Below are 13,539 nucleotides of genomic sequence, written 5' to 3'. Positions count from 1 at the left end.
GGGTCAGTCGCCGGTGCCGGCCGTTCTGAGCCGCACCGCCGAGCCGTTGCGCGCCTTGACGACCTCCAGCTGGGCGGGGATCCGGCGGCGCAGATCGGCGACATGGCTGACGATGCCGACGCTGCGGTCGCGCTCGCGGAGCGAGTCGAGGACGTCGAGGACCTCGTCGAGGGTCAGGTCGTCGAGGCTGCCGAAGCCCTCGTCGATGAAGAGGGTGTCCAGGCGCACGCCACCGGCCTCGTCGGTCACGACATCGGCGAGGCCGAGAGCGAGGGCCAGCGAGGCGAAGAACGTCTCGCCGCCGGAGAGCGTCCCGGTGTCGCGCTCGCGGCCGGTCCAGGCGTCGACGACATGCAGACCGAGTCCTGAACGCTTGCCGCCGGCCCGGGCGTCGGAGTGGACCAGGGTGTAGCGGCCGGACGACATGCGATGCAGACGGACGGTGGCGGCGGCGGCGACCTGCTCGAGGCGGGCCGCGAGCACGTACGACTCCAGGCGCATCCGGCGGGTGTTGTCTGCGGAGGTGCCCGCGGTGAGTCCCGCGAGCCGGGCGACCCGGTCGTACTCCTCCCGGAGCGGACCGAGGCGGCGCACCTCGGCAACTGCGTCACGGGAGAGGCGGGCGAGCTCGGCGCAGCGCTCGCGTGCTGCGGCGAGCGCGGACGCGGCATCGCGCAGGGCGCGGTCGGCGGCGTCGTACGCCTGCTGCACGGCGTACGGGTCCGCGGGTGGGCGCGCGGCAGCGGCCAGGGTCTCCTGCTCGGCGAGCCGGTCGGCGACCGCGGCGGCCTCGCGCTGCCAGGCGTCGAGCCGGTGCTGGAGCTCACGCTGCGCGTCGTCGTCCAGCAGCGCGGCGGCGGCTTCGGCGGGTGTGTCGTATCCGGCCCGGAACGCGGCGTCGGCCAGCCGGTCGTCGGCCTCCTTCAGCCGCCGGGCCGTGTCCTCGGCCGCACGGACGGCTTCGGCGGCGTCGGCGACCAGCCCGATCCGCCGCTCGAGCAGCGCGGACCGCTCGGCCACGCTGCCCGCGCCGCCGGTCGCGCGGGTCACCTCGGCAACCAGGACGGTCTGCTCCCGGTCGAGCACCTCGCGCCGCTCCCGCAGCGCGGCCCCTCGCGTCTCGGCCTCCTGCCGCGCGGCGAGCCGCTCCTCGCGCTCCCGCTCCGCCCGGTCCAGCGCCTCGCGCGCGGCGTGCATCCCCGCGGCCAGCGCATACGCCTCCCGGTACTCCCGCTCCAGCTCCTCGACGGCGGCGACCAGCTCCCGGACCTCGGGGTCGGCGTCGCCGTCCACGCCCGCATCACTGCCATCGGTGGCCCAAGCCGGCCGGCCGCCGTCCGACGGCCCGTGATCCGCCGCGGCACCACCGGAGCCACCCGCCGCCGGAACGCCGGAACGCAGGAGCTCCTCGGCCCGCTCCCCTCCATCGGGCGCGGGTGCCTCGGGCGCCGCGGGCGGCAGTCCGCGGGCGGCCTTCCGCGCCGCCATGAACGACTCGCGGACGACGGCCAGTTCGCGTTCCGCGTCGGCGCGGCCGCTGTCCGCGCGGGCGTACGTGTCGTAGGCCGCGTCCTCACGGGCGCGGTCGACGTGGGTGTCGTCGGACACGGCCGGGGCGGGGTGGTCGGGCGAGCCGCAGACGGCACAGGGGGTTCCCGGCACCAGGCCGGAGGCGAGTTCGGCTGCGATGCCGCGCAGCCGGCGTTCCTTGAGGTCGAGCCAGGACTCGCGGGCCGCGCTCGCGCGGTCGCGGGCCGTACGGAGGGTGTCCTCGATGTCGGCGGCGCGTGCGGCGAGGCGGTCGCGCTCATGGGCCGCGGCCACGCGGCGGCGGGCCGGGTCGAGCCGGCCCGAAAGGTGTTCGGCACGGGTGGCGGCCTCGGCGGCGGCCTCGATCCGGTCCTGGAGGCCGCTTCGTACGGTCGCCCAGCCTGCCAGCCAGGCGTCCGCGTCCTGGAGGAGCTCCTCGTCGGCGCGGGCCTGGCGGTCCAGTTCGGCGCGCTCGCGGGCGAGTTCCGCGCTGCGCCGCTCGGCGCGGCGCGCCGCGTCGAGGCCCCCGAGCTCCTGGCGGAGCTCCCCCTCCAGCGCGGAAAGCCGCTCCCCGCCCGCGTCCACCAGTGTCGCGGGCAGCAGTGCCCGCGCCCGCTCCCAGGCGTGGTCCGCCGCCCGGTGGTCCCGCTCCGCGTCCTCGCGCATCCGCAGCGCGGGGCCGACGAGTTCGGCCTTGCGGGCGCGGTCCAGCAGGTCCTGGATCCTGTCCCGCTCGGGCCGGCGGGCCTCCAGCTCGTCCGCGCGCCGGCGCGCCTCCGCATGGCGCTGCTGCAGCCCGGCCAGCTCCCGCTCGTCGTCCAGGGCGCGCCGTGCCGCCGCCTGTCTGCTCTCCGCCGCGGACAGGGCGCACCCGGCGATGTCGAGGACTTCGCGCGCGCCCGCGCGGGCCACGGCGGCCCACTCCAGGACGGAGCCGGCAAGTCCCGGGTCCCCGGGCCGGCCGTCGGGGGCGGGCAGGCCGTCGGCCGCGTCGCCCGCCGCCTGGGCCATCCGGTGGGCGACGGCCAGCAGCCGTTCGTCGCCCTCGCGGACCTGCTGCTCGGCGCCGCGTCGCAGTTCGGCGAGCCGCTCCTCGACCGCGGCGAAGCGCCGGGTGTCGAAGAGCCGGCCGAGCAGCCGGCCGCGCGCCTCGGCGTCGGCCCGGAGGAACCGCGCGAAGTCGCCCTGCGGCAGCATCACCACCTGGCAGAACTGCTCCCTGCTCATGCCGACGAGCTGGGTGATCTCCTCGCCGATCTCCTGGTGGGAACGGCTGAGCGCCTTCCACTCGCCGCGCTCGGCGTCGTACTCCCGCAGCCAGCTCTGCGCCTTCTCGGTCGTGAAGCCGGTGCCCTTCTTCTTCGGGCGCGCCTGCGCGGGGCGCCGGGTGATCTCCAGCCGCCGCCCGGCCACGGTGAGTTCGAGGCACACCTCGGTGTACGTGCCCGCCGCGGCGTGGTCGCTGCGCAGCGATGCGCCGGGGCTCTGCCGCGCCCCCGGCACCGCCCCGTACAGCGCGTAGCAGACGGCGTCGAGGACGGACGTCTTCCCGGCACCCGTCGGGCCGTGCAGCAGGAACAGCCCGGCGGCGGAGAGCGCGTCGAAGTCGACGTCCTGCCGCCCGCCGAAGGGCCCGAAGGCGGTCATGCCCAGTCGGTGCAGCCTCACCGGGCCACCTCTCTTTTCTGGCTCGGTTCGCCTCCGGGGGGCGCTGAAGCCGGTGTCGCCGGTCGACCGTGCTCGGCCACCCACGCGGCGGTAGCCGCATATCGATCGCAGCCCTCGCGGCCTCCGCGCGCTCTCCCTTTCGCTGTGCTTGACCAGCGGCCTCCGGACGCGGGCGTCGCGCCCCCCTTCGGCTCACTCGCCATCGCGCACCGCCGCGTCCACGCGGACGTCGTCGAAGGCGCCGCGCAGCACGGCGCGCTCCCGCTCGTCGGGGCCTGCCCCGCCCCGTACGTGCGCCACGAAGTCCTCCGCGATCTGGTGGTCGTCGCGGTCGCGCAACCGCTCCGCGTACGAGGCGAGCGGGTCCTCGTCGGGCCGCTCGGGTGCGAAGACCAGGCTCAGGGTGTGCGGGAACCGCTCGGTGAGCCGGGCCATCGGCTCGTCCGGGCGCACGGGGTCGGTGAGCGTCGCCTCGACCCAGGACTGCTCGTGGCGCTCCAGCGCGGGGTCCGCCAGAAGGTCCTCGAGCCGTCCCTGGACACGGGCGAGCGGGCGCGGCACCGGGCAGTCCAGCCGCTCCGCCTCGATCTCCCCGCCCGGCCCGAGGTCGACGAGCCACATGCTCTTGTGGTGGCCGGCCTCGGAGAAGGAGTAGGCGAGGGGCGAACCCGCGTACCGCACGCGCTCGTTGATGGTCTGGCAGCCGTGCAGATGGCCGAGGGCCACGTAGTCGACGCCGTCGAAGACTCCCGCGGGCACGGCGGCGACGCCGCCGACGGTGATGTCCCGCTCGCTGTCGCTGGGCTCCCCGCCGACGACGAACGCGTGCGCGAGGACGATGGACCGGGTGCCCGGGGCGCGCCCCGCAAGATCGGCCCGTACCCGCTCCATCGCGGCACCGAGCACGGCCTCGTGCCCGGCCGTCGCCGTCCGGAACTCGTCCCGCACCAGGGCGGGCTCCAGATACGGCAGTCCGTACAAGGCGATGTCGCCGTGCGCGTCGGTGAGCACCACGGGGGTGCCGCAGCCCGCCGGGTCGGTCCGCAGATGGATTCCCGCGCGCTCGATCAGTCCGGCCCCCACGCCGAGGCGGCGCGCCGAGTCATGGTTCCCGGAGATCATCACCGTCGGCACGCCCACGTCGGCGAGCCTGTGCAGCGCGTCGTCGAACAGCTCCACGGCGGCCAGCGGAGGCACGGCCCTGTCGTACACGTCCCCTGCCACCAGCACCGCGTCCACGTCGTGCGTGCGCACCGTCTCCACCAAGTGGTCGAGGAACACGGCCTGGGCGTCGAGCAGGCTCACCCGGTGGAACGACCGTCCCAGGTGCCAGTCCGACGTGTGCAGAATTCTCACAAGACGGCTCCGACCTGCATGTTCACCTTTCTCCGCCCCCAGAACCAGCACCCGCCCGACACGGAGCCTCGCCACAAGCACCGACCACGCTATCGCCGCCAGGCACCTGGTCCCCCACGGACCTCACTTTTTCACCCGGGTCGGACGCGAGACCCCGCCGGGTGTCCCGCGGGGTGCGGCGGCAGGCCATCAGCACGCCGTGTGCTCCAGCCGCGCGGGGTGCCGATCGCGGGGCGGGCCTCAGGCCTCGCCGTAGGCCTCGCCGCCGAGCTCCAGCTCCGCCGTCCCCGCAGTCGTGTCGGCGAGCCACGCACGGAAGGCCTCGACGTCGGCATCCGGCAGCCCGATCTCGATCGTCACGGCCTCGCCGTACCGCACGTCCCGCACCGACCGCCCGGTCGCGCGCAGATCGTTCTCCAGCTTGCCCGCCCGCTGGTGGTCCACGGTCACCGTGGCCAGCCGGAAGCGCCGGCGTGTAAGGGTGCCGAGCGCGTCGAGCGCCTCGCCGACAGCGCCTCCGTAGGCGCGGATGAGTCCACCCGCGCCGAGCTTGACGCCGCCGTAATAGCGCGTGACGACGGCCACGACATAGCGGACCTCACGGCGCATCAGCATCTGCAGCATCGGCACTCCGGCCGTGCCACCCGGTTCGCCGTCGTCGCTCGCCTTCTGGACCGCGGCGTCGGCGCCGATGACGTACGCGAAGCAGTTGTGGGTCGCGGTCGGGTGCTCCTTGCGGATGCGTGCGACGAAGTCCTGCGCCTCCTGCTCGGTCGCGGCGGGCGCGAGCGCGCAGATGAAGCGCGATCGGTTGATCTCGGTCTCGTGCACGCCCTCACGGGCGACCGTCCGGTACTGCTCCTGCATCCCGCCACCCTATGCGGCCGGACGGGCATGGTGCGCAGGTCACGGCCACGTTGAGCCGCCGCCAACCGTCCGCTCGGTTCATGGGACCGAAGTTCCGGGAGAATTTCCCGTCCTGGTCGGGACCGTGACCCACCGACGTGATGATCACGTCGCGTTCGTCGCCTCTCCCGGGACGGGCCGAAGGGGTTGCGCAGGTCAGGCGGCAGGCAGGGCCGGCAGGGGCCGGGTGGCGATCTCCTGTGCTTCTGAGCGGGGAAGGCCGAACATACGCAGCAGGCGGGCGGCCAGTTGATCGGTGACGCGCTCGGCGTCGAGGTCGGGGCGGGTCTCCAGGAGGTACAGCACCCCGAGCAGGGCGCCGCCGACCATGGCGACGGCGGTACGGGGGTCGTCGATGTCCAGCCGTCCGCTGTCGGCGGCGGCCTGCAGGTCCCGCATCGCCTGGGGGGCCAGGCCGGTCTCGGAGGTCAGGTAGGGCATACCCGTGCGCACGAAAATCCTGGCCATCTGCGGGTGGGTGCGCTGCAGGCGGCCGGTCAGGCGGACGCTGGCGGAGAAAACCTCTGCCGGGTCCTTCAGGTCTCCTACGACGGAGTCCAGAAGTGCCCCGTGTTCATCCAGGGTGAGCGCGACGGCGGCGTCGAACAACTCGTCCTTGCTGGTGAAGTGGTTGTAGAAGGAGCCGAAGCCGACGTCCGCCGCCTCGGTGATCTCCTGGATGCTCACATCGGACCGCCCCTGCTCGGCGAGGAGCCTCTGCGCGGCCGCGACCAGCGCGGATCGGGTGCGCGCCTTGCGCCGGTCCAGGCGGTTGGGCGTCTGGCTGTTGGCCCTGCCCCGTCCGTCGGTACTCATCCCCACACCTTACCCATTTGATCAGTACTGAGTATTACATCAGCACTGACGCCTATTGACGATTGCTCGCTCGTAACTGATGCTCTCATCACTCTGACCGAGATTGCTCGCGGGAGCGGTCCCGGTCGACGCTGCCCAGTACTCAGGAGAGCCGATGAGTATCCAGGTCGTCCGCACCGCAGACGGCTGGTGGGTGGAGAGCAGCACAGGACGGCTGCACCGCGTCGACACCGATGCGGACACCACCGCCGCCCTGCTTGCCGCCCGCTCCGCCGTGCAGGAGGCGGCCGCCCGCGCCGCGGCAGACCCCGATGCTGGGCTGTCCGCGGGAGATGCAGAGCTGCTGTCCCCCGTCACCAGCCCCTGCCGGGTGGTGGCGCAGATGGTCAACTACCGTTCCCACGCGGTGGACTCCGGATTCGACCCGGACACCGTCCCGCCCGCCTTCTTCCGCAAGGCCTCCGGGTCCGTCAGCGGCCCCTACCAGGACATCGTGCGTCCGCCGCACGTGCGCTTCCTGGACTACGAGGTCGAGCTCGGGCTGGTGATAGGTGCCGACCTGCCGGTCGGCACCGAGGTCACCGACTCCACCCTTGCGAAATACGTCGCTGCGCTGGTCGTCGCCGACGACGTCAGCGCCCGCGACCTGCAGCTGCCCAAGACGCAGTTCTACGAGTCCAAGTCGTACCCGACCTTCACCCCCCTCGGCCCCCGGCTGCTCCTGGTCGACGCCGACGACCTGGCCCGCCTGCTGGACCTGCGGCTGACGCTGAAGGTCAACGGGGCCACCCGGCAGGACCGCACCACCACCGACATGATCGTCCGGCCCGCCCGGGCACTCACCCTGCTGGCCCGCTTCCAGACCCTGAACCCCGGTGACGTCCTGCTCACCGGAACACCCGGCGGCACCGCGCTGAAATCCCCGGGGAAGCTCCTGGCCACGCTTGCCGCCCTGCTGCCCCCGCACAAGCGCTGGCAGAAGTTCTTCGCCCGCCAACAGGCGAATCCCGACTACCTCAAGGACGGCGACGTCGTCACGGTCCGCATCGCGACCGACGACGGCGTACTCGACCTCGGCGAGCAGCGCACGGTGGTGCGCGCCCGCTGACGACTCCCGGGACCCCCGCCCGGGACCGGCCGGCCCGGCATCCCGTACCGGGCCGGCCACTTGACCCCATCCCTCACCCTGCAAAGGCGCACCGGTGACACTTACACCCACCGACCTGCTGTGGCCCGCCTGCGACAGCCCCGCGGACCTGACCGCCATCGAGGCCGTCCCGCTGCACGAGCGTGGCCTGCCCGCCACCACCTACGACGCACTGCTCCGCGCCGCCCGCCTGTGGCCCGACCGCCCGGCCCTGACGGTGCTGTCCGATGCCGCGCGTTTCCTGCACCCCGCCACCGTGACCTTCGCGCAGCTGTGCGACCAGGTGCATCGCACCGCCAACCTGCTGCGCTCGCTCGGCGTCACCCGCCGCGCCGGCGTGGGCCTGCTCGCGCCGAACACCGCGGAGCTGCCCGCCGCCCTGCTGGCCGCCCAGGCCGCGGGCATCGCCGCCCCGGTGAACCCGGGCCTGGCGTCCGAGCACGTCGAGCAGCTGTTGCGGCGCGGCGGCGCGCGTGTGCTCATAGCCGCCGGTCCGCAGCTGGATGCGCAGGTGTGGGCCACGGCCCGGCAGGTCGCCGCCTCCCTGCGCCTGGACTCGCTGCTGGCCCTGGCGCCCACCATGGCCGACGGCCCCGCTCCCGCTCTGGAACCCGTCGATGGCGTACGCGTGGGCTACCTCGCGGAGCTGGCCGCCTCCCATCCCGCCGACAAGCTGGTGGACATCGAGCCCCCGGCCGCCGACGACCTGGCCGCCTACTTCCACACCGGCGGCACCACCGGGACCCCCAAGCTCGCCGCGCACACACACACCAACGAAGTCGTCGACGCCTGGATGGTGGCCGCGAGCATCCCCCTCGACGAGGACTCGGTCATGTTCGCCGCGCTGCCGTTGTTCCACGTCAACGCCCTGATCGTCACCCTGCTCGGCCCGCTGCTGCGCGGCCAGCAGGTGGTGTGGGCCGGGCCGCTGGGCTACCGCGACCCCGACCTGTTCCCGGTGTTCTGGAAGCTGGTGGAGCACTACCGCATCGCCGCGATGTCGGCGGTGCCCACCGTGTACTCCGTCCTCGCCGGCATCCCCGTCGACGCGGACATCTCCGGCATGCGGTTCGCCGCCGTCGGCGCCTCCCCGCTGCCGCCCGCCGTACGGCAGGCCTTCGAGAAGCACACCGGCATCCCGCTGTGCGAGGGCTACGGGCTGACCGAGGCGACCTGCGCCTCCGCGCTCGGCCTGCCCGGGCACACCCGGCCCGGCAGCGTCGGCCGGCGCCTGCCCTATCAGCAGCTCAAGACCGTGCGCATCGACCCGGACACCGGCGAATGGCACGACCTGCCGCCGGGCGCCACCGGGGTGCTCGCCGTCAGCGGCCCCACCGTCTTCGCCGGCTACGTCGCCGAGCACACCGCCCACGGGCCACGGCTGGAGACCGGCGGGAAGGTCCGCGACGGCTGGCTGGACACGGGCGACCTGGCCCGCATCGACGCCGACGGCTTCCTCCATCTCGCCGGCCGCGCCAAGGACCTGATCATCCGCGGGGGCCACAACATCGACCCCGCCGGGATCGAGGACGTCCTCCTCGCCCACCCCGAGGTCACCGCCGCCGCGGCGGTCGGCCGCCCCGACCCGCACGCCGGCGAGGTGCCCGTCGCCTACGTCACCCTCAGCCCCGGCGCCGAGGCCGACCCCGCCGAGCTGCTCACCTGGGCCACCGAAAGGGTCGGCGAGCGCGCCGCCGCCCCGCGGGAGGTACTCGTGATCGACGCCATCCCGCTCACCGCCGTCGGCAAGCCCTACAAGATCGGCCTGCGCCTGGACGCCACCCGCCGCGCGGTCCACGCCGAACTGGCCGCCCAGGGCGCCCACTGCGACCCGGAACGGATCGTGTGCCGGCCGCACGACGGCAGTGTCCGCGTCACGGTGCCCGCCCCTGCCGACGAGGCGGTACGGCACAGGGTCACCGCAGCCCTCGACCGGTACGTCCTCGACTGGCAGTACGCCGCCCAGCCCGTCACCTGACCCGGGCCGCAGCGACCCGCTTCCGGACGGCAGTGAGCCATCCCCTCCGCAAAGAAAGAAGCTCCATGAGCACCACCACCATCGTCCTGGCCGTCATCCTCGCCACGGTCTTCCTCCTGCTGGGGTCGGCCAAGCTCGCGGCGGTCCCCGCGATGCGCCAGGCCGCGGCCCACGTCGGCATGACCACCACCCACTACCGCCTGCTGGGCGCTCTCGAGGTGGCGGCCGCGGCCGGGCTGCTGGCCGGCCTGCGGATCACCGCGCTCGGTGCCGCCGCCTCAGTGGGCCTGGTCCTGCTCATGGCCGGAGCCGTGGTCGTACACCTGCGCAGCGGCGACCCGGCCGCCCGCTGTCTGCCGGCCGCCTTCGTGGGCGCCCTGGCCGCAGCCCATCTCGTCCTGCTGGCCGGCGGCTAGCAGGCCCACACCCCGTGGCCGGCGCCGTCAGCACGCGCGGCCGTGACCGCCCGGCCGCCGGCTGGGCACCGGGAGGGCACCACCATGAGCCGCATCGACGTCCACCAGCATCTGCTGCCCCCGGCCTACACCCGGTGGCTGAAGTCGAAGGGCATCCACGCTCCCGGCGGTCGCGAACTGCCGCAGTGGAGCCCCCAGCACGCCATCGCCCTCATGGACACCTACGCCATTACGCCATCGAAACCGCAGTGCTGTCCCTGTCCACCCCCGGCACCTGGCTGGGTGACGGTGCCAAGGCGGCTGCCATGGCCCGGCAGGTCAACGAGTTGGGCGCGGACCTCGCCTTCCTGCTGATCGCCGGAGAGGACGGCCAGGCCTGGTGCGAAGCCGCCGAGAAGATCGCCGCCCAGAGCGGGCTGCCGCTCGACGCCATCCGTCTCGGCCACCTCGACGGCGACTACCGCGACCTGCGCTCCACCTGGGCCGCCGCACGCCGGCACACCCCGCAAGGCGCCGTCCTGGTGCGCCCGGACCGCTTCATCGGCTGGCGCGCCCACGGCGCGGCCACCGACCCGGTCGCCGATCGACCACCGCACTCGACACCCTGCTCGCACGGTAGGGGAATTCACCCACCGCTGGTGCAACCGGTCCCGCCGACCGTCGCCACGGTCGGCGGAGCCGCGCCCCGCCCCCTTCCACCCCGTACTCGCCTCATGGATCTCGCGACAGTGCCGCACACCGCCGTCGCGGGGGAGCCGCCCGAAGGGACACGCCATGAACGATCCGATTCCCACCCCCACCCCCGCGGCCGACGCCCACCAGGGCCTGCACAGCGAACAGGGCGCCCTGCGCGGGGAACACCTCGGCCGCGCGGCCCAGCCCGTCATCAAGGTGGTCGACCTGGCCTGGCTGGAGTTCACCAAGCCCGACCTGGACCGCGCCGAGACCTTCGCCCACGACTTCGGCCTGACCACCGCCGCCCGGACCGATGACGCCCTCTACCTGCGCGGCGCCATGGCCGGCACCCACTGCCTTGTGATCCGCCGCGGCCCCGCCTCCCGGTTCATCGGCCCCGTCTTTCAGGCCGCCGACGCCGCTGACCTGGACCGGCTGGCCCGCGCCACCGGCCACAAGGTCCGCACCCTCACCGAGTACGGCGCAGGCCGCGCCGTGGACCTGCTCGACCCGTCCGGCATCCCGGTCCGCGTCGTCCACGGCGTCGCCGAGCAGCCCGCACAGCCGTTGCACCAGCCGCTGGTCCTCAACACGGGCACCGCCACCGCGGCCGCCCGACTCAACGCCACCCAGCGTCCGCCCCGGAAACCCTCCCAGGTGCAGCGTCTGGGCCACGTCGTGTTGTCCAGCCGGGTCCTCCTGCGCGCCCTGGACTGGTACCTGCAGCACCTGGGCCTGATCGTCAGCGACTTCCTCTACCTGGACGGGCAGCGCGACCGCGGCCCCACCATGGCCTTCATCCGCTGCGATCGCGGCAGCGAGCCCGCCGACCACCACACCCTGGCCATGCACCTGGGCCCCGACACGGGCTATGTCCACTCTGCCTATCAGGTCGCCGACCTCGACGTGCTGGCCGCCGGCGGCGAGTATCTGCGCGAGCGCGGATACCGCCACTCCTGGGGCATCGGCCGGCACATCCAGGGCAGCCAGATCTTCGACTACTGGCGTGACCCCGACCGCTTCATGATGGAGCACTTCGCCGACGGCGACGTGTTCGACAACACGCTGGAACCCGGCTGGGCCGCCATGTCTGCCTCCGGTCTGGCCCAGTGGGGCCCGCCGGCCACCCGGGACTTCCTCGGCACGACCCCCTCGCCGGGGGTGCTCCTGCAGGCGATCTACGCGCTGCGGGAGGACAACGAGATCGACCGTGCCCGTCTGCTGGGCCTGATGAAGGCCATGAGCCGGTGAGCGCCACCACCCCTGAGCGTGTGCCCGTCGTGGTGATCGGTGCCGGGCCCACCGGGCTGACCGCCGCCACCCTCCTGGCCCGCCACGGCGTGCCCACGCTGGTGGTGGAGCGCCACCGCGCCCCGTATCCGCTGCCGCGCGCGGTCCACCTGGACGACGAGGTGCACCGCATCCTCCAAGCCGTGGGCGTCCATGAGAAGTTCAGCGAGATCACCCGCCCCGCCCGCGGCATGCGGCTGCTGGACGGCTCCCACCGGGTGCTCGCCGAGTTCCTGCGCGACAACCCGTGCGGCCGGCACGGCTTCCCCCAGGCCAACATGTTCGACCAGCCCGAACTCGAACAGCTGCTCAGGGACAACCTCGCCAAGCATCCCCTGGTGACGCTCCGTGGAGGCATCGAGGTCACCTCCGTGACTCCGCCCCCGCACAGTGGCGCTCAGGTGGAGGTCTCCTTCCGGGACGAGGACACCGGCGTCGCCCGCACGCTCCTGGCCGATGCCGTCCTGGGGTGCGACGGTGCCGGCAGCCTGGTCCGCACCTGCATCGGCTCCCGGATGCGGGAGCTCGCCATTCCGCAGCAGTGGCTGGTCGTCGACATCCGCTGCCGCCTGCCGTTGCCCGCGTGGGACGGCGTCCACCAGGTCTGCGACCCGCAGCGGGCGGCCACCTACATGCGCGTCGGCGAGGACCGCTACCGCTGGGAGTTCCGTCTGCGCACCGGCGAGCAGCCGGAGGAGCTCACCGACCGCAGGCGTCTGCTCGCACTGATCGCCCCCTGGACAGCGGGCATCCCCGAGGACGAACTGCACGTCCTGCGCACCGCGTCCTACACCTTCCGCGCCCAGGTCGCCGACCGCTGGCACAAGGGCCGCATCTTCCTGCTCGGTGACGCCGCCCACCTCACGCCGCCCTTCATCGGGCAAGGAATGGGCGCGGGTATGCGCGACGCCCAGAACCTCGCCTGGAAGCTCGCCCGTGTCCTCACCGGCCGCGCGAGCGAGGCCCTGCTCGACACCTACCAGGCCGAACGCCACCGCCACGCACGGCAGTTGATCCGCACCGCCGTGGCTGTCGGCGCTGTCATGACCGGGGGTGGACCGGGCACCGCACTGGCCCGCAAAGCCGTCCTGCCCGCCATCTCCCGTCTGCCGGGCGCCTTCGAGCTCGTACTGTCCGCCGTCAGCCCGCCGCTGGGACCGGGCCCCCTGGTCGGCTCCCGACGCCGGCTCGGCCATCCGCGCCCCGGGACGCTGTGCCCCCAGCCCCTGATCCCCGGCGCCGATGGCACTCCCCGTCTGCTGGACGACCTGCTCGGCGAAGACTTCACGCTCCTGGCCAACGCGCCGCTCAGCCCGGCCTTGCACGCGCTGGTGCGAGCACTGAACGCCCGCGTCGTCCAACTTCACGACCCCCGGCAACAACAGCCCAGCACGGGCGGCTCCGTGCACCGTGCCGATCCGGGCACCGGCGCCCTGATCCACTGGATGGGCACCGCGGGTGCCGTCCTGCTCCGCCCCGACCGGGTCGTCCTCGCCACCGCGGCCCGGCCCCGACCTGGCCGGGCCTGCGGAGACGACCTGGCGACCGCCGCCGCGGCCTGGGCACCACTGCTGAGCGGCCACGGCCATGCCGCGGTGGATTTCCTCGGAGGTCTCCGGCCGTTTCCCGTTGCGGCTTGCGACTGACCAGAGAGCAGAAAACTCCCATAATGTGGCCCAGCGAGTGCGACTTGAGGGGCGCGCCAAACGCGCGTCCGGCCGGGGTCACCAGGGGTGCGACGGTAACGGTGCACCCAC

The 13,539-nt window shown here is 73.6% G+C and carries 10 protein-coding genes; 6 read left to right on the top strand and 4 right to left on the bottom strand.

Annotated features, from left to right (window positions below):
* Window positions 1-3: 3 nt before the first annotated feature.
* From ACWCXB_RS20020 to ACWCXB_RS20005, 4 genes are all read right to left on the bottom strand, one after another.
* On the bottom strand, window positions 4-3,198 hold the full coding sequence (locus ACWCXB_RS20020; protein WP_450724632.1) for an AAA family ATPase: 3,195 nt from the start codon (window positions 3,196-3,198) through the stop codon (window positions 4-6).
* 192 nt (window positions 3,199-3,390) lie between these two features.
* Complete coding sequence (locus tag ACWCXB_RS20015) at window positions 3,391-4,554, bottom strand: exonuclease SbcCD subunit D (RefSeq protein ID WP_450724630.1); 1,164 nt, start codon at window positions 4,552-4,554, stop codon at window positions 3,391-3,393.
* 240 nt (window positions 4,555-4,794) lie between these two features.
* A complete protein-coding gene (locus ACWCXB_RS20010) occupies window positions 4,795-5,421 on the bottom strand; it encodes a YigZ family protein (RefSeq protein WP_450724628.1) in 627 nt (208 codons plus the stop codon).
* Between the two features lie 195 nt (window positions 5,422-5,616).
* Window positions 5,617-6,276, bottom strand: coding sequence for a TetR/AcrR family transcriptional regulator (locus tag ACWCXB_RS20005; protein WP_450724626.1), 660 nt, complete (start codon window positions 6,274-6,276; stop codon window positions 5,617-5,619).
* Between the two features lie 154 nt (window positions 6,277-6,430).
* Between ACWCXB_RS20005 and ACWCXB_RS20000 the strand changes: the two genes are divergently transcribed.
* From ACWCXB_RS20000 to mhpA, 6 genes are all read left to right on the top strand, one after another.
* Window positions 6,431-7,384 (top strand): fumarylacetoacetate hydrolase family protein, encoded by a 954-nt coding sequence (locus tag ACWCXB_RS20000; RefSeq protein WP_450724624.1) that lies wholly within the window; start codon window positions 6,431-6,433, stop codon window positions 7,382-7,384.
* A 94-nt stretch (window positions 7,385-7,478) separates the two neighbouring features.
* Complete coding sequence (locus tag ACWCXB_RS19995; RefSeq protein ID WP_450724622.1) at window positions 7,479-9,401, top strand: acyl-CoA synthetase; 1,923 nt, start codon at window positions 7,479-7,481, stop codon at window positions 9,399-9,401.
* 65 nt (window positions 9,402-9,466) lie between these two features.
* Window positions 9,467-9,817 carry a DoxX family protein gene (locus ACWCXB_RS19990; RefSeq protein WP_450724620.1) on the top strand — a complete coding sequence of 117 codons (351 nt, stop codon included), beginning with the start codon at window positions 9,467-9,469 and terminating at the stop codon, window positions 9,815-9,817.
* Between the two features lie 305 nt (window positions 9,818-10,122).
* Entirely contained in the window at window positions 10,123-10,809 is a 687-nt protein-coding gene (locus ACWCXB_RS19985; RefSeq protein ID WP_450724866.1) for an aromatic-ring hydroxylase C-terminal domain-containing protein, read from the top strand.
* Entirely contained in the window at window positions 10,709-11,743 is a 1,035-nt protein-coding gene (locus ACWCXB_RS19980; protein ID WP_450724864.1) for a VOC family protein, read from the top strand. Before ACWCXB_RS19985 ends, ACWCXB_RS19980 begins: the two co-directional genes overlap by 101 nt.
* Window positions 11,740-13,428, top strand: a complete 1,689-nt coding sequence (mhpA, locus tag ACWCXB_RS19975; protein WP_450724618.1) for a bifunctional 3-(3-hydroxy-phenyl)propionate/3-hydroxycinnamic acid hydroxylase MhpA — start codon at window positions 11,740-11,742, stop codon at window positions 13,426-13,428. Before ACWCXB_RS19980 ends, mhpA begins: the two co-directional genes overlap by 4 nt.
* Window positions 13,429-13,539: the final 111 nt, after the last annotated feature.

The sequence above is a fragment of the Streptomyces sp. NPDC001514 genome, assembly GCF_053597075.1.
This window is presented reverse-complemented; position numbering and strand designations above follow the sequence as displayed.